Below are 21127 nucleotides of genomic sequence, written 5' to 3' on the forward strand. Positions count from 1 at the left end.
TCTTTTCTCGATCCGATTTCCTCGGTGCTTTCCAGGTTTCCGCTCTCGCGTTTCCCTTTCCGGCGGTTCCGACTCTATCAGATCCTTTCGGCGTCTGACCCCCAGTCAGCGGGGCTTGTCCTCGCGGCCGTTGGGCCGTTCCGACGTCTCAAACCTTAGCGGATCCGCTCGGCGATTCCCAATCGGGCCGTCGAGTCCCTATTCGAATTGAATTCAGGCATGCTGAAATCAATCCCGTAGGGAGATCGTGCTGATGGTGTGAGGTGCCGCTCGAGGCGGCGGAGGTGTCGTCGAGGAACCGTTACGGCTCCGCGGCAACCCGGAGAACGTTACGGATCGAGCAGGGGGGTGTCAAGCCACCCCTGTCAAGATCTTTTGTGGAGCTCAGTCCAGGTCGGTGAGCCGGCCACCGGCGTCCGGCTGGGCGTGCTCCACCCTGCGCAGGAGCCTGGTCAGCACCTCTCCGAGCACCGTGCGCTCGGCGGGGCTGAGGTCCTGGAGCAGTTCCTCCTCGAAGACGGTGGCCAGGCGCATCGCCTCCAGCCACTTCTCCCGGCCCTCGGGAGTCAGCTCGACGATCACCCGGACGCGATTGGTCTCGTCACGCTCACGGGTGACCAGACCCTCCGTGACCATGCGGTCGATGCGGTGCGTCATCGCGGCCGGCGTGAGGCCGAGCCGCTTGGCCAGGTCGCTGGGTCCCAGGCGGTACGGAGCGCCGGAGAGGACCAGGGCCTTGAGGACCTCCCACTCGGCGTTGCTGATGCCGAGGTCGGCGGTCTGGCGGCCGTACGCGACGTTCATACGGCGGTTCAGCCTGGACAGCGCCGACACGATCTTCTCGACCTGGGGGTCGAGGTCCTGGAACTCGCGCTGGTAGGCGGCGATCTGTTCTTCGAGGGTCGGCTCCGTGACGCCGGGCGTGTCGGCCATGGCCGCAGTATGGCACGACGTCCCTTTGCCTTGAAGTCCTTCAGTGTGTACTCTTTAGCTTCGAACTTTAGCTTCGAAGTCTTCACTCCTAACTAGTGAGAGAGGTGAACGTGACCAGGGCGATGGGCGCAGCGATGCGCCGGATCCACGTGGGCAACGCACTCAGCGCATTCGGGCTCGGCTTCACGGTCCCCTACCTGTACGTCTATGTGGCGCAGGTGCGGGGACTCGGTGCCATGACGGCGGGTCTCGTACTCGCCGTCTTCGCCGTGGCCGCGCTGATCGTGCTGCCGTTCGCCGGCCGGGCGATCGTGCGCCGCGGCCCGCTGCCGGTTCTGCTCGCCGCCCTGGTCACCGCCGCGCTGGGCGCGCTGAGCCTGGGGCTCGCGGGCAACGCCGGCGCCGTACTGCTGTCGGCCGCCGCGCTCGGCGCCGGGCAGGCCGTGATGCAGCCGGCCCTGGCGACGATGATCGTGGACTGCTCCACTGCGGAGACCCGGTCGCGGGCGTTCGCGATGCAGTTCTTCCTGCAGAACCTGGGGCTGGGCGTCGGCGGCCTGATAGGCGGCCATCTCGTCGACACCACCCGGGTCTCCTCCTTCACTCTGCTGTTCGCGATCGAGGCGGGGATGTTCCTGCTGCTGGTCGCCGTGATGGCGACCGTGCGGACGCCGCACTCGCCGCGTATCGCCGATGCTCCTTCCGATGGGGCGAGGGGAAGCTGGAAGCGGCTGCTCGGGAACCGGGCGATGGTGCAGCTGTGTGTGCTGGGCTTCGTGCTGTTCTTCGCCTGCTACGGACAGTTCGAGTCGGGACTGAGCGCGTACGGCGTGGAAGCCGCGGGCATATCGACCTCGGCGCTCGGTACGGCGCTGGCCGCCAACACGCTGATGATCGTCGTCGCGCAGTTCGCCGTGCTGAGGTTCGTCGAGCGTCGCCGGCGGTCGCGGGTGATCGCCGGTGTCGGGCTGGTCTGGGCCGTTGCGTGGCTCGCGGCGGGTTACGCGGGGCTCGGGCACGGCAGCCAGGAGATGGCCACGGCCGCGTTCGTGTCGACGTACGCGCTGTTCGGTCTGGGTGAGGCGATGCTGTCGCCGACGGTCGCCCCGCTGGTGGCGGATCTGGCGCCGGAGGGGATGGCCGGGCAGTACAACTCGGCGTTCGCCCTGGTCAAGCAGTTGGCGCTGGCCGTCGGGCCGGCGGTGGGCGGGCCGCTCGGTGCCTCGCTGCACGCGCCGTACATCGTGACGTTCCTGCTGTTCTCGCTGGGGATCACGGTGCTGGCGTTGCGACTGGGGCGGGGGCTGACCGTCGCACAGGATCAGCCCTGGGCTGCCGCGAGGAGTCGAGTGGTGGCGCGGGGTGCGGCGGCGGAGCCGGTTTCCGCCGAGGCGTAGACGGCGTGCCCGGAGCTGCGGCGGTGCGGCTGTCCGCTGCTGTGTGGGCTTCCTAGCTCTTCGGCAGCAGGAACTCGCACCAGACGGCCTTGCCGCCGCCCGGGGTTCTTCTCGAGCCCCAGGTGGAGGCGATGGTGGCCACGATGGCGATGCCCCGGCCCGATTCGTCGGCCGGTTCCGCCTGGCGGCGGCGGGGGAGGTGGTCGTCGCCGTCGGTGACCTCGATGATCAGGCGGCGGTCGGTGCGGCGCAGCCGCAGGCGCATCGGGGGCGTGCCGTGCTGGAGGCTGTTGGCGACCAGCTCGCTGGTGGCGAGGACGCCCAGGTCGTGCAGTTCGGCGGGGAACCGCCAGCTGGTCAGGACACCCGAGGCGAACGCTCTGGCCCGGGGGGCCGCTTCCACACCGCCGAGGAGTTCCAGGGCCGCGTTGCGGAAGAGGTCGCCCTCGGGGCCCTTGCGGGCGGGGTGCTGCAGGACGAGGACGGCCACGTCGTCGTCGTGGTCGGCGGTGACGCCGGCCGAGCGCACCAGGCGGTCGCAGACGACCTGGGGGGTGCCGGTCGCGCCGGACAGCGCGCGTTCCAGGGACGCGATGCCCTCGTCCAGGTCCTCGTCCCGGCGCTCGACCAGGCCGTCGGTGTAGAGGACCGCCGTGGAGCCGGGGCCCAGCGCGATCGAACCGGAGGCGTGCATCCAGCCGCCGGTGCCGAGCGGCGGGCCGGTGGGCTCGTCGGCGCGCAGCACCGTGCCGCTCTCGTCGCGGACGAGGATCGGCAGATGGCCGGCGGAGGCGTACACCAGGCGGCCCTCGTTGGGGTCGTGGACGGCGTAGACGCAGGTGGCGATCTGGTTGGCGTCGATCTCGGTGGCGAGGCCGTCGAGGAGCTGCAGTACCTCGTGCGGGGGGAGGTCGAGGCGGGCGTAGGCCCGTACGGCCGTGCGGAGCTGTCCCATGACCGCGGCCGCCCGCACGCCCCTGCCCATGACGTCGCCGATCACCAGGGCCGTGCGGCCGCCGCCGAGGGTGATCACGTCGTACCAGTCGCCGCCCACGGCGGCCTCGGTGCCGCCGGGCTGGTAGGTGGCGGCGATGCGCAGGTCGTCGGGCTCTTCGAGTTCCTGCGGGAGCAGGGAGCGCTGCAGGGTGACGGCGGTCTCGCGCTGGCGGCGCTCGCTGGCGCGCAGGCGTTCGGCGGCCTCGGCGTGGTCGGTGACGTCGGTGGCGAAGACGAGTACACCGGCGTCCCGGTCGCCGCCCTCGGCGACCGGGGTACAGGTGAACGTGTACGAGCGGCCGTCGACGGCCTTGCGGGACTTCAGGGTGCGGGACCTGCCGCTGCGCAGTACCTGGTCGAGGAGCGGGAGCAGGCCGAGTTCGGCGAGTTCCGGGAGTGCTTCGCGGGCGGGGGCGCCCGGGGGCCGCAGGCCGAAGGCCGAGGCGTAGGCGCCGTTGACGTAGGCGACGCGGTGGTCGGGGCCGTGGACGAGGGCGACGAGGGCCGGGACGCGGTCGAGGACGTCGCGCGCGGGCAGTTCGTCGACGACGGGCACCGGCGCGGTCCCGTCGGCCGGCTGTCCGGCGCGGGCCATGGGCACGGAGCCTTCCCCCCGGCGGTCCGGGGAGACCGCGGTGTCGGTTCGCGCGGCGGCGCGGCGCTGCGTTCCGGGGAGCCGGGCGCTCCAACGCGTGAAGTTCACAGTGGGGAAAGCCTCGTGGGTGCTGAGGGCGGGCAGGTGCCCGTCCGAGGACGTGGGGCAGTCTGTCAGGTGGCCGTCCGCGGCGATATTCGTCAGACGCCGGGGCGGCCCGTGGAGTTCCCGGGTCCGGTCAGGACGACCCCTTCGGGTCGTCGGAGGGGCTGTGAGGAGGCTTTCCACCGGCCGCGAGTTCGAACTCCGCTCGGGGGTGTTCGAGTGAACCCAGCGAGACGATCTCACGTTTGAAGAGCCCGGCGAGGGTCCACTCCGCCAGGACCCGTGCCTTGCGGTTGAAGGTGGGCACCCTGCTGAGGTGGTAGACGCGGTGCATGAACCAGGCAGGGTAGCCCTTCAGCTTGCGCCCGTAGATCTGGGCGACGCCCTTGTGCAGGCCGAGGGAGGCCACTGAGCCGACGTACTTGTGCGCGTACGTCTCCAGGGGCTCGCCGCGCAGCGCGTGGGCGATGTTGTCGCCGAGCACCCTGGCCTGGCGGACGGCGTGCTGGGCGTTGGGCGCGGTGTGGGTGCCGGGTTCGGCGGCGGTGACGTCGGGGACGGCCGCGGCGTCACCGGCGGCCCAGGCGTGCGGGGTGCCGTCGACGGTCAGCTCGGCGGTGCACCGCAGGCGGCCGCGCGCGTCGAGGGGCAGGTCGGTGGCGGCGAGCAGCGGGTGCGGTTTGACGCCCGCCGTCCACACGAGCGTGCGGGTCGGGAAGCGCTGGCCGTCGCTGAGGACGGCGACGCGGTCGGCGCAGGAGTCCAGGCGGGTGTTCAGCAGGACCTGGATGTTGCGGCGGCGCAGCTGGGTGACGGTGTAGCGGCCCATCTCCTCGCCGACCTCCGGCAGGATGCGGTCGGAGGCCTCGACGAGGATCCACTTCATGTCCTCGGGGCGGACGTTGTGGTAGTAGCGCGCGGTGTAGCGGGCCATGTCCTGCAGTTCGCCGAGCGCCTCGACCCCGGCGTAGCCGCCGCCGACGACGAGGAAGGTGAGGGCCGCGTCGCGGACCGCCGGGTCGCGGGTGGAGGAGGCGATGTCCATCTGCTCGATGACGTGGTTGCGCAGTCCGATGGCCTCCTCCACGGTCCGGAAGCCGATGCCGTATTCGGCGAGGCCGGGGATGGGCAGGGTGCGGGCGACCGAGCCGGGGGCGAGGACGAGTTCGTCGTAGCCGATGAGTTCGGCGGTGCTGCCCTCCTCGGCGGTGGCTAGGGTGGTGACCGCGGCGGTGCGCACCGCGTGGTCGATGGAGGTGACCTCGCCGACGACGATGTGGCACTGGTCGAGTACGCGGCGCAGCGGTACGACGACATGGCGGGGGGAGATGGAGCCCGCGGCCGCCTCGGGGAGGAACGGCTGATAGGTCATGTAGGGGTCGGGAGTGACGACGGTGATGTCGACCTCCCCCCGCCTGAGCTCCTGCTTCAGCCTCCGCTGCAGGCGCAGGGCCGTGTACATCCCGACGTAGCCGCCGCCGACAACCAGAATGCGCGCACGTTCCTTCACCATCCCATGACGCACCCGACGCTCTTGTTTGTCCACAGCCCCGGCAATTTGTGTGACCGGCGAGCGGGTGTACGCGTGTCGGCGCGCGCTGCCGGAGCGGGGAGAAAGCGGGCAGGTCAGCACGGGCGGGCGAGAGGGGGCGAAGGTGCGTTATCGGGGCGCAACCGGCCCGTACTCCGATCGAGGGGCGCACTGTGCGGAACCTGCCCCTTCTGAATTGACTGCCTCTCAACTATGTTCGTGTGTCGACGGGGTGTAGGGGATGTGGTCGAACGGGTCCGCGAAGGACGGTCCCGCTCGGGACCGATGCCAGGTCCGCGCACTCCGGATTCAGTGGCGGGGAGTCTCCGGGGGGAGACGTCATTCACCGGGGGAAACACATGCATGTTCAGGACACTCATTGGTCGTCGGCAGCCGCCCTCGCCTCGGGCGGCACGGCGGTGAGCGCGGCGGCGGGCAACGGGCGCGCGGACTCGGCGCGTACGACGCCGCTGCGGGTGGACGCACAGCGCAATCTGGAGCACGTGCTGCGTGCGGCGCGTGAGGTGTTCGGCGAGCTGGGGTACGGCGCGCCGATGGAGGACGTGGCACGGCGGGCGCGGGTCGGGGTCGGCACGGTGTACCGGCGCTTCCCGAGCAAGGACGTGCTGGTCCGGCGGATAGCCGAGGAGGAGACCGCTCGGCTGACCGAGCAGGCGCGGACCGCGCTCGGGCAGGAGGACGAGCCGTGGTCGGCGCTGTCCCGCTTCCTGCGGACGTCCGTGGCGTCGGGTGCGGGGCGGCTGCTGCCGCCGCAGGTGCTGCGGGTCGGCTCCACCGGTCCGGGCGAGCCGGGCGGCCCCGTCGGGCTGGTGGGCGCGGTCGGTGCGGGTGGTCCGTTGGGTTCGGGCGGCTCGGGCGATGAGCCCCGGGTGCCCCAGCAGCGGATCCAGCCGGGCGCCGGTGAGCTGCGGCTGGTGCCGGAGGACGCGTCCCCGGCCGTGGCCGACGACGCCGGGGTCGGCGCGCTGCTCGAGGTCGTCGGGCAGTTGGTGGACCGGGCCCGGGAGGCGGGGGAGCTGCGGACGGACGTGTCCGTGGCGGACGTGCTGCTCGTGATAGCCACGGCGGCGCCCTCGCTGCCGGACGCGGCGCAGCAGGCCGCGGCTTCGGCGCGGTTGCTGGACATCCTGCTGGAGGGGCTCCGGTCCCGGCCGGCGTAGCGGCGGTGGCCGTTCGCCGCCCCGGCTCCGCTTCGGCGGGGTCCTCCACACCCGCACCACCCGTGTGCCATCGCGGCCGGGGGGGGTGCGGGTGGCCCCGCGCGGGGTGCGCTGTACCGGCCGGTGCGGTGCCAACTGGGCCCGGACCGGCCGAATTTCTCGTTCGGGTGACGCCTGCTACTGCGGGGATCGGCGCTGTGGCACCCTGAGCCGGTGACGGGTTGGGCTTTGCCGGTTTCGGGGGCTTTGCGCGATGGGCATTGACGGGTGGGACGAGTCGCGTGGTGACGGTGACTCCGAGGCCGGTGGGCTGACCTCGCCGCAGGTGCCGAAGCAGGGCGGGCCGGCCGGGGCGCCCGCCGAGCCGGGCGTGCCCGCCCAGCGGGACGGCAGGGTGCCCTCGCCTCGCCGGACGCCGCCCGCGGACGGCGAGCTGATCCACCGGATGCGTACGGGCGACGACTCCGCCTACGAGGAGCTGTACCGGCGGCACGCGGACGCCGTGCGGCGCTACGCCCGTACCTGCTGCCGTGACGCGCACACCGCGGACGACCTGACCGCCGAGGTCTTCGCCGGGATGCTCCAGGCGGTACGGGGCGGCGCGGGGCCCGAGTACGCCGTGCGCGCCTATCTGCTGACCTCGGTGCGGCGGGTGGCCGCGCACTGGGCGAGGTCCGCCCGGCGCGAGCAACTCGTCGACGACTTCGCGGTGTTCGTTCAGCAGGCCGCACGGCCCGCCGAGGGGGCCGGTGACGACGCGGTGGACGTGGGCGCCGATGTGCGTGCGCTGCACGAGGCCGAGCAGTCCATGGCGCTGCGCGCCTTCCGGTCGCTGCCCGAGCGCTGGCAGGCGGTGCTGTGGCACACCGAGGTGGAGGACGAGTCGCCCAGTGAGGTGGCCGTTCTGTTCGGGCTGGACGCCAACGGCACCCGGGTGCTGGCGAGCCGGGCCCGGGAGGGGCTGAAGCAGGCCTATCTGCAGGCCCATGTCAGTGCGGCGCTGACCGGGGACGAGGAGTGCGCCCGTTACGCCGACCGGCTCGGCACCTATGCCCGGCGCAAGCTGCGGCTGCGCGCCGAGCGGGGGCTGCGCAAGCATCTGGAGGAGTGCGCCAGGTGCCGGCTGGCGGCGGCGCAGATCGAGGAGGTCGCGGGCGGTATCCCGGCGGTGGTGCCGGTCGCGGTCATCGGCTGGTTCGGGGCCGCCGGGTACGGGAAGGTCCTCGGGATCATCGCCGGTGGCGCCGGGGTGGGCGCCGCGGGGGCCGCCGCGGCCGGCGGATCCTCCGCGGGTTCGGGGTCGGGTGCGGGCGGCGCGGCCGTCGCCGAAGGGCTCGGGGCGCCGGTGAAGGCCGGGATCGCGGCCGGTGTGGTCGCGGTGGCGGCGGCCGCGGTGGCGCTGGCCCTGGTGAACGACGGCCACCCGGCGAGGGAGGTGGCCGGGCCGTCGGCGGCCGCTCCCGTCGTGCGGACACCGCGGCCGTCGGTCTCACCGCCGGCGTCCGCATCGCCGCCCGCTTCGCCGCCCGCTTCATCGGCCGCCACGAGGAAGCCGCCCGTCGCGCCGCCGGTGGTGCCGGCCTCCGGGACGAGCCCGGCGCCGGCCTCTTCGGCTCCCGCTCCCGCGCCGAAGCCGACGGGCGCTCCGCGGCCCACTTCGCGGCCGGGTCCCGATCCGCGTCCGACGGCCACTCCCAGTCCGGCCCCCACTCACCCGCCGGCTCCCGTCGTCTACGAGTGGAGCGGTCTGCGCTACGACGTCGACGGTGACGGGGACGGGCCGGAGATGCGGCTGTGGGGGAGCACTTGGGTGTGGCAGCGGTACGGGATGTCTGTCGGCGGGAAGCGGTACGGGCGCGGTGTCAGCGTGCACGGGGGGTCGTCCGTGGTCGTCGACCTCAATCGCCGGTGCACCGCGTATGACGCGCTGGTCGGCGTCGACGACATGACTCCGGGTCTCGGCAAGGCCGTGTTCTCCGTGTACGCCGACGGGGTCCCGGTGTGGCGGTCCGGGGTGGTCGGGGGGCGGGACGCCGCTGTGCCCGTGCATGTCGATCTCACCGGGCGGGAGACCGTACGGCTGGTGGTGTCGCCGGGGAGCGGGCGGTTCGGGCAGGTGGCGCTCGCCGACTGGGCGGAGGCGCGGTTCAGCTGTTGATCGTGCCGGTGCGGGTGTTCTCGGCGGGGTTCTGCCGGGCCGGTGCTTGTCGGTTCCGCCTCGGTGCCGCCCTGGGGGTCCCAGGCCCTCGAGGCACTGAGGGAGGCACGCGTGCCCGCAGCTGCCCGGGGACGTCAGCCGTCTGCTGGGTGGGCGCCCACCCGGCGGTGCGGCCGACCGCGGCTGCGCGATCACGTGAGCCACGGCGTCGCCCACCACCCTCCCGCCCTCACGGCTGACCTGATCGGCGGAATGCCGCACGCGGCCCTTACCGCCGTCGAACACGGCGCCCCGCTCGATACGGTCACGGAGCGCGCTCTCGTACTGGTGCGCCGCCGCCTCGCTCCGGCCGGCAGCATGGTCCACCAGCCAGAGGCAGGGCACTGAAGCCCTCGCACGGCATCCCGAGGGACAAGGTCTTCAGCGAGAAGACCAGCACCCGGGTGCGGGTCCGCCCCCGTTCGAGGACAGGCGCCCGGAGGGTCAGGCGCCGGAGGCGAGGGCGTTCTTGCGGGGCTGGATGCCGGAGGGGACCGCTCGGGCTCGGGCCGGGGTGCCGGTCCAGCAGGTGCCGCGGCGGGACAGCAGGCGGCGGAGCCAGAGTTCGAGGGCGGTCAGGTCGGCCAGGCCGTCCAGGGGCAGGGGTTCGCCCGCCGCCGCGGCGCGGACGGCCTTGCGGATCACCCGGGCCTCCACCAGGCCCGCGTCGGCCAGCAGGGGTGTGGCGAAGAGATCCATCAGGTCGTCGGCGGCGAGGCGCAGGCCCGCTCGGGTGGCCGCCGCCGAGGAGGCGTGGGACGGGGCTCCCCAGCCGTGCGGGAGGTCGGTGACGCCGGCGCCCTCCAGGACCCTGCGCAGGACGGCGGCGCGGGCGCCCGGCTGGACGCGCAGGGCCTCGGGGAGGGCCCGGCAGGCGCGGACGACCTGGTTGTCGAGGAAGGGCGCGTGCAGCCGCTGGGAGCGGACCTCGGCGGCCTGTTCCAGGACGCGGAGGTCGGCGGCGTGGCGGGCGAGGGCGGCACGCGCGCGGTAGTCGCCGGGGCGCTGGCCGGAGCCGAGGGCGGACCGGTCCGCCTCCCCCTGCAGCAGAACCGATACTTCAGCCAGTGCCTCCCCGGTCAGCCAGCGGGCCGCCGGGCCGGGTCTCGCCCAGGTGAGCCCGGCGAGGGAGGCACCGACCGCGCCCTTGGGCTCGTCGAAGCGGTGGCGCATCAGCCGCTCGGCGAGCAGTTCCAGGCCCGTCCGGTACGGGGTGCGGGCCAGCCGCCGGGCGGCGCCGTACACGCGTGCGGGGACCATCACCGAGCCGTCGGCCCGGGCGAGCGCGGCGACCGGCCGGACCATGTGGCGCCGTCTGCGGTCCAGGAGGAGGTCCGCGAGGCGGGCGGGGTGGGCGTCCAGGACCTGGCGGGCGCCGTGTCCGGTGAAGTGGTCGGCGCTGCCGGCTGCGAGGCGGGCGCGGTGGCGGGCGGCCGTCACCAGGGAGGGTCCCGGCTCGTCGGTGAGGGGGCCGTCGAGATCGGCGTACGGCAGGCTCTCCTCGCCGCCGGTGACCACCACGTGGTGCAGGCGCGGGTTGGCCGCGAGGGTGCCGGCCCGCTCGACCTCGGACTCGCGTCCGCGGACGGCCAGGTCGTTGAAGGTGACGGCGAGCAGCCGCTCACCGGCGCCCGTGCCGTGGCCGAGCAGCGTGCCGGGTCTGCCGGGCAGCCCGGCGGCCAGCAGGGCGAGGGTGCCGGAGGCCGGTCCGCCGGACAGGTCGGCGCCGATGCCGGGCACGGGCATCCCGCGCGCGGCCCGCCGCTCGGCCGGTCCCATGCCGGGCACCGGCCCGGGGTCGAGGTCGGGCACGTGCCGGGGTGCCGACAGCCGCGCGCGTACCGCCTCGATGAGGGCGTCCCGTACGGCGTCCACCGCGACGTCCGGGTCGGCGGGGGGCGCGGCGACCGCGAGGGAGGCGACCGGCTCGTAGCCGGTGATCTCACGTGCTCCGGCGCGCAGGACGAGCGCGTGCCCCGGCGGAACGCGCCGCACGCCCTCGTACGGGGTGGTGTCGCGCAGCGCGGCCGGTACGTCGGGGGCGGCGAGCAGGGCCGCCAGGTGGCCGAAGTCGAGGTTGGCCTCGATGAGGTCGGCGAGCGGCAGCGCCGCGGTGGCGTAGGCCGTGCCGCCGTCCCAGGGGGTGTGGAAGACCGGGCGGGCGCCCGCGAGGTCGCCGCAGACGGTGATGCGGCGGCCCACCTGGACGACGGCCGTGTAGCTGCCCGGCCAGGTGGTCAGATGGCGCAGCGCGCCCCCGCGCGCGGTGAACAGGCCGCGCCGCAGTTCCTCGTCGGTGGCGCCGCAGGTGCCGAGGACGGCGATGCGGTTCTGCGCGTCGGCGTGCACCACACGCACCTCGTCGGGGCGCCAGTCGCCGACGGCCCACAGTGGGTCGGGGTCGCCCCACAGGAGGTGGGAGCCGACCGGGTGGAGCGTCTCGCCGTCGTACCCGGTGGCGCCCGCTGAGCCGATTTCGGCGACGCCAGCGGCGGTGCTGCTCCAACCCACCAACCACCGCATCGACGCCTCCACACAGCGTGGACAACCAGTGCACCGTACGAACCGGACCCATGCTGCCATGAAGAACGCGCCACGGAGGCGCGGTGACGCCGCCTTCGATCGAGGAAAACCGGTGCCGGGGGCCGCAGGGGGCGGCAGAGTATCGGTTGCGGGCCCGTGGATGAACACCTGGGCGGCCAGGCGAGGATGCCGGAAGTGAGTGCGAGGGGTGCGACGCGAATGCGCCCCCTGTGTGCGCCCCGAAAACGCCCTTCACGCCCTCAAGTACCGTGGTGGGAGCGGTAATCGCTCATCCGAGGCGGGGGCCTTTTTCAGCCAAATCGGTGACAGCCGCACGGGTTTGAGCACGCTCCGTACAGGCCTGCGCAAGACCCTCCGGCACGGGCACGCGCACGGTCCGGGAGGCGGTCTTCGCCTCCCGGACCGGTCCGCCACCCGCGGGGATGAAGGCGGCGGTGTCCCCCAGCCCACTGGATCCAGTACAGCGGGCCGACCCACGCGACAGCCATGGAACCGCTCCCCGGGTGGCCGGAGAAGAGCGCACGGACGGGCGCACGGCCACACGTGCGGGGGCACGCGGCGACGCCCCGTGCACGGTGCGTACAGGGCCGTACTCCCGTACGGACCACAATCCCGCCATCCGGAACAATGCCCCTTAACGCTTGGGATGCGGCGAACTACGCTGGGTTTACGAATGCCGCACGGTTATGCCAGCGCGGCAGCCGTCTGTGTCGAGGGGTGGCTCATGTCCAGGGAGCAACGCGGGCCGAACGACAAACTCGGCGCCGTTCTCGCCCTCGCGGGAATCAGCAACGCGGGACTCGCGCGACGCGTCAACGACCTTGGCGCCCAACGCGGTTTGACGCTTCGCTACGACAAGACCTCGGTGGCGCGCTGGGTCTCGAAGGGGATGGTGCCGCAGGGCGCGGCGCCGCACCTCATCGCGGCCGCCATCGGCCAGAAGCTCGGCCGCCCGGTGCCGCTCCACGAGATAGGCCTGGCGGACGCGGATCCCGCACCCGAGGTGGGTCTCGCCTTCCCCCGGGACGTGGGGCAGGCGGTGAGGTCGGCCACCGAGCTGTACCGGCTCGACCTGGCCGGGCGACGGGCCGGCTCCGGCGGCATCTGGCAGTCCCTCGCGGGGTCGTTCGCGGTGACCGCGTACGCGACGCCCGCGTCACGGTGGCTGATAACCCCCGCCGACAGCTCGGTCGCGCGGGAGGCGAACGCCGCCGAGGACTCCGGCGCACCGATCAAAGTCGGCCACAGCGATGTGCAGAAGCTGCGGGAGGCCGCCGAGGACGCCAGACGCTGGGACTCCAAGTACGGAGGCGGCGACTGGCGTTCGTCCATGGTGCCGGAGTGCCTGCGGGTGGAGGCGGCGCCGCTGCTGCTCGGCTCCTACTCGGACGAAGTGGGCCGCGCCCTGTTCGGGGCCTCCGCCGAACTGACCCGGCTGGCCGGCTGGATGGCCTTCGACACCGGGCAGCAGGAGGCGGCCCAGCGCTACTACATCCAGGCGCTGCGGCTCGCCCGCGCGGCGGCGGACGTCCCGCTCGGGGGCTATGTGCTGGCCTCCATGTCGCTGCAGGCGACGTACCGGGGCTTCGGCGACGAGGGCGTAGACCTGGCGCAGGCGGCCCTGGAGCGCAACCGGGGACTGGCCACCGCCCGCACCATGAGCTTCTTCCGGCTGGTGGAGGCGCGGGCACACGCGCGTGCGGGGGACGCGCCGGCCGCCGGCGCGGCACTGAAGGCGGCGGAGAGCTGGCTCGAGCGGTCCAGGGACGGTGACAACGATCCTTCTTGGCTTGGTTTCTATGGTTATGACCGGTTCGCCGCCGATGCGGCGGAGTGCTACCGCGATCTGAAGGCGCCGCGCCAGGTGCGGCGGTTCACCGAGCAGGCGCTGTCGAAGCCGACGGAGGAGTTCGTCCGGTCGCACGGGCTGCGCCTCGTGGTGTCCGCCGTCGCCGAGCTGGAGTCGGGCAATCTGGACGCCGCCTGCGAGCAGGGGGTGCGGGCCGTCGAGGTGGCCGGGCGGATCTCCTCCGCGCGCACGACCGAGTACGTGAAGGACCTGCTGCACCGGCTGGAGCCGTACGGGGACGAGCCGCGGGTGGTGGAGCTGCGCGAGCGGGCCCGGCCGCTGCTGGTGGCTCCGGCATAGGAGCCCCGATCCGGGTTTGAAGGCATTGTCAGTGGCGCAGTGCACTATCGGAACCGGAGGTGGTGCGGGTGCGTGAGGGTGCGTACGACTGCGACGTGCTGGTGATCGGAGGCGGGATCGTCGGCCTGTCGACGGCCTACGCGATCACGCGTGCGGCGCCGGGTACGCGGGTGACCGTGCTGGAGAAGGAGCCGGGGCCCGCCCGGCACCAGACGGGGCGCAACAGCGGGGTCATCCACAGCGGCGTCTACTACCGGCCGGGCTCGCTCAAGGCGCGGTACGCCGTGCGGGGCGCGGCCGAGATGGTGAAGTTCTGCGCCGAGTACGGCATCGCGCACGCGGTCACCGGAAAGCTGATCGTCGCCACCGAGCGGGACGAGCTCCCCCGGCTGCACGCGCTCGTGCAGCGCGGCCGGGAGAACGGGATACAGGTGCGCGAGCTGGGCGCCGCGCAGATCGGCGAGTACGAGCCGGAGGTGCGCGGGCTGGCCGCGATCCACGTCGGCACGACGGGGGTGTGCGACTTCGTGGGCGTGGCCCGGCAGCTCGCGCGGGCCTCGGGGGCGGAGATCCGGTACGGCGCGCGGGTCGTCCGGGTGGACCGGCGCCCGGATCGGGGCGTCGCCGTGCTGACCGCGGCCGGGGACGTCGTGCGGGGCCGGGTGCTGGTGAACTGTGCCGGGCTGCACTGCGACGAGGTGGCGCGGCTGACCGGGGACGAACCCGGGGTGCGGATCGTGCCGTTCCGGGGCGAGTACTACGAGCTGGCGCGGCCGGAGCTGGTGCGTGGGCTGGTGTATCCGGTGCCGGATCCGGCGTTCCCGTTCCTCGGGGTGCATCTGACCCGGGGGATCGACGGCGGCGTGCACATCGGGCCGAACGCGGTCCCGGCCCTGGCCCGGGAGGGTTACGGGTGGGGGGTCGTACGGCCCGGGGAGCTGGCCGGGACGGTGGCGTGGCCCGGCTCGTGGGTGATGGCCCGGCGGCACTGGCGATACGGAGCCGGGGAGCTGCGGCGGTCGGTGTCGAAGGGGGCGTTCCTGACGGCGGTGCGCCGGCTGCTGCCGGCCGTCGAGGAGGCGGACCTGGTGCGCGCCCCCGCCGGGGTGCGGGCGCAGGCGGTGCTGCGGGACGGGACGCTGGTGGACGACTTCCTGATCAGGGAGGGGAGCCGGGCGGTGCACGTGCTCAACGCCCCGTCCCCCGCGGCGACCGCTTCGCTGCCGATCGGCCGGGAGATCGGACGCCGGGTGCTGGACATGCTCGGTGCGCTGTGACCCCCGTGCGCTGTGACGTCGCCCTCCCCTCCGGGCGCCGTCCCGGGAAATCGCGCCACCGCCGTAAAATCGGTGTCACTGTGTCTGACTCGCTGAACCTCCCCGAAGCCCCCCGGCCCGCGACCGCCGCCGCGCCGCGGCCCTCGCACGTCCCCGGTGTGTCCGTGCGGCACAGCCGGGCCAAGGGGGAGCCGCGGTTCCCCGACGGGCCCAGGGCGGACCCGGCAGGATCGCACTTCGAGCGGCGGATCCGGAGCTTCCAGCCCCGGCGGAGCCGGGTCACGGCGGGGCAGGCCGACGCGCTGCAGCGGCTGTGGCCGAAGTGGGGTCTGGACATCGACGGGCAGCGGGTCATCGACCTCGGCGAGCTGTTCGGTGACGGCGGCCCCGTCGTGCTGGAGATCGGGTTCGGGATGGGTGAGGCCACCGCGCGCATGGCGGCCGGGGACCCCGGCACCAACATCCTCGCGGTCGACGTGCACACCCCGGGCCAGGGCAACCTGCTCAACCTCGCCGACCAGAGCGGGCTGTCCAACGTCCGGGTGGCCAACGGCGACGCCATCATCCTGCTCCGGGAGATGCTCGCGCCCGACTCGCTCGACGGGCTGCGCGTGTACTTCCCCGACCCCTGGCCCAAGAAGCGGCACCACAAGCGGCGGCTGATCCAGCCCGAGTTCCTGACGCTGGCCGCGAGCCGGCTGCGGCCGGGTGCGGTCCTGCACTGCGCGACCGACTGGGAGCCGTACGCCGAGCAGATGCTCGAGGTGCTCACCGCCCACCCGGACTTCGAGAACACCCGGACCGACGGCGGTTTCGCGCCGCGTCCGCAGTTCCGGCCGCTGACCCGTTTCGAGGGACAGGGGCTGGAAAAGGGACACGTGGTGAACGATCTGCTCTTCCGCCGCGTACCGCACCGGGATCGCTAGGTCCTGTCCTTCCGACCAGCACCAGCCCGTTCCCCCGGTCACCGTTAGGGTCGATGCCGTGGCCATCAGTCCCCCGTACCCGAGCTACTCACCCGGCCCCGGAAGCGGAACGCACCCGCACTGGTGGCAGCGCCGGTGGGTGCGCTACGGGGCGCTGATCACGCTGCTGGCGCTGTCCGGCCTGGTCATCCTGGCCCTGGTGCGCCGGCAGACCGGCACCACGGGGTTCCTGGTCGGTCTCGGGCTCGCCGTGCTGCCCGTGCCCTGGCTCCTAGCCGCCTTCCGCTGGCTGGACCGGGTCGAACCCGGCCCCTGGCGGAACCTGGTCTTCGCGTTCGCCTGGGGCGCCTGCGCGGCGGCGCTGATAGCCATCGTCGCCAACAGTTTCGCGACGAAGTGGATAGCCACCTCGACCGCCGATCCCGCCGGTGCCGACACCCTGGGCGCCACCGTGATAGCTCCCGTCGTCGAGGAGTCCGCGAAGGCCGCGGCCGTGCTGCTGGTCTACCTCTTCCGCAGACGGGACTTCACCGGGATCGTCGACGGCGTGGTGATAGCCGGGGTCACCGCCACCGGCTTCGCGTTCACCGAGAACATCCTCTACCTGGGCACGGCCTTCGGGACCGACCAGCTCAGCGGCGGCCACGGCATCGCCTCCGTCACCGCCGCGACCTTCTTCGTGCGCGTCGTGATGTCCCCGTTCGCGCACCCCCTGTTCACCGTGTTCACCGGCATCGGCTTCGGTGTCGCCGCGCTCTCCACCGAACGGCAGCCCGCCCGGCGCGTGCTGGTCCCGCTCGGCGGACTGCTGCTGGCGATGAGCATGCACGCCCTGTGGAACGGCTCCGCGACCTTCGGCCAGTTCGGGTTCCTCGCCGTCTACGCCGCCTTCATGGTGCCCGCGTTCGGGCTGCTGACCTGGCTGGCGGTCTGGACCCGGCAGCGGGAACTGCGGACCGTGCGGGAGGAGCTGCCGGCGTATGTCCACGCCGGGTGGCTCGGGCCGGCCGAGCCGTTCGTCCTGGGGTCGATGCGGGCGCGCCGCGCCGCCCGGGATCACGCCCGCCGCCACCTCGGCGGGCGGCCCGCCGGGCGGGCGGTCGCGCAGTACGAGGCGTACGCCACCTCCCTGGCCTTCCTGCGCCACCGGGGGCGGCGGGGACGGGCCGGCGCCGACTCCGCCGCGCGGGAGCAGGAGCTGCTCGCCGAGCTGTGGCGGCGCCGGGAGGTGGCCCGGCCGGCGCTGGAGCACGCGGCCAGGACCGTGGCCCCGATGCCGGCGGCCTCGGCGTACTGGGCGCGGTACGGGTATCCGGCGGTGCCCGCCGGCCGCCCGGCGGCGTACGGGCACCCGACGGCCTACGGGCACCCGCCGGGCTACGGGCACCCGGCGGTGCCGTACGGATATCCGGCGGTGCCGTACGGGAACCCGCCCGTGCCGCCGGCCCGGTACCCGGGGTACAACCCGTACCAGTCCTGACCGGGCATCCGCCCCCGGCCGGGGGTCAGGCGGAGGCCTCGTTCAGGCGGTCCAGTTCCTCCTGGGTGAGCCGCAGCTCCGCCACGCCCAGCAGCGCCGGGAGCTGTTCCACCGTGCGGGCCGAGGCGATGGGGGCCGTGACCGTCGGCCGGGCGGCCAGCCAGGCGAGGGCGACCGTGGCGACGGGGGCGTCGTGCGCGCCGGCGATCTCGTCCAGGGCCGTGAGCACCCGCCGGCCGCGGTCGGAGTCCAGGTGCTTGGCGGCCGAGCCGGCGCGGGCGCTGTCGACCGTCGCGCCGGGGCGGTACTTGCCGGTGAGGAAGCCGGAGGCGAGGGCGAAGTACGGGACCGCCGCGAGGCCCTCACCGGCGGCCAGGTCCTGCAGCGGACCCTCGTAGGTGTCGCGGGAGACCAGGTTGTAGTGGGGCTGGAGAGCGACGTACCGGGCCAGTCCCTCGCGGTCGGAGAAGTCGAGGGAGGCCCGCAGCCGCTCGGGGCTGATGTTGGAGGCGGCGATCTGCCGGACCTTGCCCGCCTTCACCAGTTCGTCCAGGGCGCCGATGATCTCCTCCACCGGCACCTCGGGCTTGTCGAAGTGCGTGTAGTAGAGGTCGATGTAGTCGGTGTCCAGGCGGCGCAGGGAGGCGTCGGCGGCGGCCTTGATGTTGGCCGCGGTGAGCCCCTGGTACTCCGGGTGCTGGCTCACCTTGGTCGCGACGACGACGTCGGAGCGGTTGCCGCGGGCCTTGAGCCACTTGCCGATGATGGTCTCCGACTCACCGCCCTTGTTGCCCTCGATCCACGCCGAGTAGGAGTCGGCGGTGTCGACGAAGTTGCCGCCGGCGGCCGTGTAGGCGTCGAGGACGGCGAAGGAGGTCTTCTCGTCGGCGGTCCAGCCGAAGACGTTGCCGCCGAGGGCGAGCGGGAAGACCTCGAGGTCGGAGGATCCGAGTTTGCGCAGAGAAGCAGTCATGCCCTGTTACAACGATCACCCCGGTACCGCCCATTCCGGGATCTCGCGAACGGTGTGTGAACACGACCGGCCGCCCTGACACCGGGGTGGCGTCGGGGCGGCCGGGGAAGCGGTCCGAGGTGCCGGGCCGGTCAGGAGGCTCGGGGCCGGCTCAGGGGTTGAGGCCCTTGCCGTGCAGCCACGCCATCGGGTCGATGCCGGTGGCCGCACCGCCGGGGTGGACCTCCAGGTGCAGGTGCGGGCCGGTGACGTTGCCGGTGGCGCCGACGCGGCCGATGACGTCGCCGGTGCTGACCTTCTGGCCGACGGAGACGCTGATCGAGGACTGGTGGCAGAACCAGAGCTCGGTGCCGTCGTCGAGGGTGAGGATGGTGCGGTAGCCGTAGGAGCCGGCCCAGCCCGCCTCGGTGATGGTGCCGCTGTGGACGGCCTTGATCAGCGTGCCGGTGGGCGCGGCGAAGTCGAGGCCGGTGTGGTAGCCGGAGGACCACATCGAGCCGGCCTGACCGAAGGTCGAGGTGATCGTGTACGAGGACGTGGGCAGCGTGTACTGCTTGGCCAGCTCGGCCAGCCGCTCCTCCTCGGCCTTCTTCTTGGCGGCGGCCTCGGCCTCCTCCTTGGCCTCGGCGGCCTTGGCGGCGGCTTCCTTCTTCGCCTTGGCGGCCGCGTCGGCGGCCTGCTTCTCGGCGGCGGCCGCCGCTGCCGCTGCGGCCTTGGAGTCGGCCTTGCTCTGCTGCTGCTCGGCCTGGGCCATGATCCGGTTGCGCAGGGTCTCGCCCGCGTCGGAGCCGTCCTGGTCGCTGTCGGCGGCGGCGGTGGTGCCGACCGTGCTGAGCGAGGCCGTGGTGGCCTCGGACGCCTCTGAGTGGTCGTCGTCGAACAGGGAGCCGACGGAGGGCAGATCGGGCATCGAGATGGACACCGGCGGCTTTCCGGTGTGGGCGCTGGCCATGCCGCCCGCTCCGACGGCCGCTATGACGCCGACGCCGAGGACGGTGGAGCTGCGGGCGAGTCCGCCGCCGCGCTGCTTGGCGACGCGGTGCCGGCCGCGTACGGGGCGGATGGACTCCTCGGTGGGGTTCCACTCCTCCCAGGGGCCCTCTTCGGCGCGGTAGCCGCCGTAGCCGAATGTTTCGGTGTCACGCTGGCTGGGCACGAATGGGGCTTCGGGGGCAGGCCGGTTGGACGCCACGCGGGCGTACTCCTTTCCTTCCTCCGCCTACCGGGTTAGCTGACGGGTTCGGAGCAGGAAGGTCTCCTACGCGCGTATACGTGCCGGGAACCGGATCGGTTCACGGTGGCATCCGCGTGATTCACCCCAAGGTGGTGGTTCCCCGGTTCCCTTGCGGGATTCGGCGCGTGCGCACGGAGCCGCCTCTTGTGACGGCTGGGACGACCGCGCTGCGTTATCGAACGTTAATAGACCCACCTGTGAGATTCCAAGCCGTTCGGCTTGATCATTAATGTTCCCCAGGGTGGACGTACGCCGCACGACCGTGAAAAACGGGCGAGTTGACCTGCTTTCAGGAGTCAGCGGGTTTTTGATGGTGACTCAGCGGGCAAGCGGAGGGCTGCCATCCGATCACTGTTGGTCACATCGGCCGGGTCGGCGCACGGCCAGCAGCGCCATGTCGTCCGCCATGCCGCCCCCGGAGTGCCGCCTGACGTCGGCGGCGAGCCGGGTGAGCAGGGTGCGCGGATCGGGGAAGCGGCGCCCGGCGAGCCGGCGCGCCGGGTCGTAGAACCGGCCGTGGGTGTCACGGGCCTCGGTGAGGCCGTCGGTGTGGAGCAGCAGGGTGGCGCCGTCCGGGAAACGGGTCTCGGCCGCGCGGTCGGGCCACCGGCCGAGCTCGGCCATGCCGAGCGGCAACGCGGGCTCGTCCGCGGTCAGGGCACGCAGGGTGCCGTCGGCGTGCAGCAGCAGGGGCGGCGGATGACCGCGGTTGACGATCCGCACCACCCCCTCGCCGTGCGGCAGTTCGGCGAGCACGACGGTGGTGAAGCCCTCCAGCGCGTCGACCCCGTCGCGCCGGGTGCCCTCGCGGGCCAGCGCGCGCTCCAGCCGCCCGGCCACCGCCTCCAGCGTGGCCTCCTGCTCGGCGGCCTCCCGGAACGCCCCGATCACCACGGCGACGGCGGCGACCGCGCCCATGCCCTTGCCGCGCACGTCCCCGACGACCAGCCGTACGCCGTGCGGGCCGTCCTGCACCGCGTACAGGTCACCGCCGATGAACGCGCCCTCCTGCGCCGCCTCGTACCGGGCCGCGATGTCGAGGCCGGCGATGCGCGGGGCGGGCTCGGGCAGCACGGCCCGCTGGGCGGCCTCGGCGATCTCCCGGACGGAGGCGAGCCGCCGGTCGCCGAGGCGTACGACGCGGTTGATGGCGACGGCCAGCAGGGCGACCGTGGCCACGGTGACGACCTGGGTGACGGTGTTGACGTCCAGCCCCGGTCCGAAGTGGGCGTGCACCACATAGGTGGCGGCCAGGGCGGCCAGCCCGGTGAGGAGCGTGGTGCGCAGCGAGGTCAGGGGCGCGGCGACCAGCGGTGCGGCCGTGAAGAAGGGCACGGCGGTGAAGTCGCGCGGGGTGAGCAGGTCGTACAGGAGCCCGCCGGCGATGAGCAGGAGGGCGAGGAGGCTGGGCAGGGCGTGTGCGACGGGGCGGCGGCACCGCTCCGGAGGCACGGGCGCGGGGCCGGTACCGAGGCCCGGATCCGGGACGGGTCCGCCGGGGAGCCGGCCGCCCGCCCTGGCGTACGGGCTCTCCTCCACCTCACCAGGGCGCACTGCTGGTCTCCCGTGTCCTCGACGTACGACCAGCGTGGCGGGGGCGCGGGAGGCG

Annotated in this window: 14 protein-coding genes and 1 riboswitch; of the genes, 7 read left to right on the top strand and 7 right to left on the bottom strand. The window is 73.3% G+C overall.

Annotated features, from left to right (window positions below; genetic code table 11):
- Positions 1-384 precede the first annotated feature (384 nt).
- A complete protein-coding gene (locus ACZ6B1_RS32240) occupies positions 385-933 on the bottom strand; it encodes a MarR family winged helix-turn-helix transcriptional regulator (protein ID WP_468784242.1) in 549 nt (182 codons plus the stop codon).
- 110 nt (positions 934-1043) lie between these two features.
- On the opposite strand from ACZ6B1_RS32240, the gene ACZ6B1_RS32245 reads away from it, so the two are divergent.
- Entirely contained in the window at positions 1044-2330 is a 1287-nt protein-coding gene (locus ACZ6B1_RS32245) for an MFS transporter (RefSeq protein WP_468784457.1), read from the top strand.
- Between the two features lie 52 nt (positions 2331-2382).
- Here the strand turns inward: ACZ6B1_RS32245 and ACZ6B1_RS32250 are convergent, their stop codons facing one another.
- Complete coding sequence (locus ACZ6B1_RS32250; RefSeq protein ID WP_468784244.1) at positions 2383-4029, bottom strand: ATP-binding SpoIIE family protein phosphatase; 1647 nt, start codon at positions 4027-4029, stop codon at positions 2383-2385.
- 130 nt (positions 4030-4159) lie between these two features.
- On the bottom strand, positions 4160-5539 hold the full coding sequence (locus ACZ6B1_RS32255; protein WP_468784247.1) for an NAD(P)/FAD-dependent oxidoreductase: 1380 nt from the start codon (positions 5537-5539) through the stop codon (positions 4160-4162).
- Between the two features lie 377 nt (positions 5540-5916).
- Between ACZ6B1_RS32255 and ACZ6B1_RS32260 the strand changes: the two genes are divergently transcribed.
- Both ACZ6B1_RS32260 and ACZ6B1_RS32265 read left to right on the top strand, forming a co-directional pair.
- Positions 5917-6738, top strand: a complete 822-nt coding sequence (locus tag ACZ6B1_RS32260; RefSeq protein ID WP_468784249.1) for a TetR/AcrR family transcriptional regulator — start codon at positions 5917-5919, stop codon at positions 6736-6738.
- Between the two features lie 253 nt (positions 6739-6991).
- Positions 6992-8896 carry a sigma-70 family RNA polymerase sigma factor gene (locus ACZ6B1_RS32265; RefSeq protein ID WP_468784252.1) on the top strand — a complete coding sequence of 635 codons (1905 nt, stop codon included), beginning with the start codon at positions 6992-6994 and terminating at the stop codon, positions 8894-8896.
- A 483-nt stretch (positions 8897-9379) separates the two neighbouring features.
- Here the strand turns inward: ACZ6B1_RS32265 and ACZ6B1_RS32270 are convergent, their stop codons facing one another.
- A complete protein-coding gene (locus tag ACZ6B1_RS32270; protein ID WP_468784254.1) occupies positions 9380-11458 on the bottom strand; it encodes an asparagine synthase-related protein in 2079 nt (692 codons plus the stop codon).
- Positions 11459-12203: 745 nt separating this feature from the next.
- On the opposite strand from ACZ6B1_RS32270, the gene ACZ6B1_RS32275 reads away from it, so the two are divergent.
- From ACZ6B1_RS32275 to ACZ6B1_RS32290, 4 genes are all read left to right on the top strand, one after another.
- Positions 12204-13628: an MFS transporter gene (locus ACZ6B1_RS32275; protein WP_468784256.1), complete on the top strand. Its 1425-nt coding sequence runs from the start codon at positions 12204-12206 to the stop codon at positions 13626-13628.
- Positions 13629-13687: 59 nt separating this feature from the next.
- Complete coding sequence (lhgO, locus tag ACZ6B1_RS32280; protein WP_468784259.1) at positions 13688-14905, top strand: L-2-hydroxyglutarate oxidase; 1218 nt, start codon at positions 13688-13690, stop codon at positions 14903-14905.
- Positions 14906-14985: 80 nt separating this feature from the next.
- Complete coding sequence (trmB, locus tag ACZ6B1_RS32285; protein WP_468784261.1) at positions 14986-15831, top strand: tRNA (guanosine(46)-N7)-methyltransferase TrmB; 846 nt, start codon at positions 14986-14988, stop codon at positions 15829-15831.
- Positions 15832-15889: 58 nt separating this feature from the next.
- Positions 15890-17311, top strand: a complete 1422-nt coding sequence (locus ACZ6B1_RS32290) for a PrsW family glutamic-type intramembrane protease (protein ID WP_468784264.1) — start codon at positions 15890-15892, stop codon at positions 17309-17311.
- 25 nt (positions 17312-17336) lie between these two features.
- On the opposite strand, the gene ACZ6B1_RS32295 is transcribed toward ACZ6B1_RS32290, so the two are convergent.
- From ACZ6B1_RS32295 to ACZ6B1_RS32305, 3 genes are all read right to left on the bottom strand, one after another.
- A complete protein-coding gene (locus tag ACZ6B1_RS32295) occupies positions 17337-18284 on the bottom strand; it encodes an aldo/keto reductase (RefSeq protein ID WP_468784266.1) in 948 nt (315 codons plus the stop codon).
- 151 nt (positions 18285-18435) lie between these two features.
- Positions 18436-19476 carry a M23 family metallopeptidase gene (locus ACZ6B1_RS32300; RefSeq protein ID WP_468784268.1) on the bottom strand — a complete coding sequence of 347 codons (1041 nt, stop codon included), beginning with the start codon at positions 19474-19476 and terminating at the stop codon, positions 18436-18438.
- Positions 19477-19485: 9 nt separating this feature from the next.
- Positions 19486-19652: riboswitch (cyclic di-AMP (ydaO/yuaA leader) on the bottom strand.
- A gap of 214 nt (positions 19653-19866) precedes the next feature.
- Positions 19867-21072 carry a PP2C family protein-serine/threonine phosphatase gene (locus ACZ6B1_RS32305; RefSeq protein WP_468784270.1) on the bottom strand — a complete coding sequence of 402 codons (1206 nt, stop codon included), beginning with the start codon at positions 21070-21072 and terminating at the stop codon, positions 19867-19869.
- Positions 21073-21127 lie beyond the last annotated feature (55 nt).

The organism is Streptomyces sp. NPDC041129, from assembly GCF_055592265.1.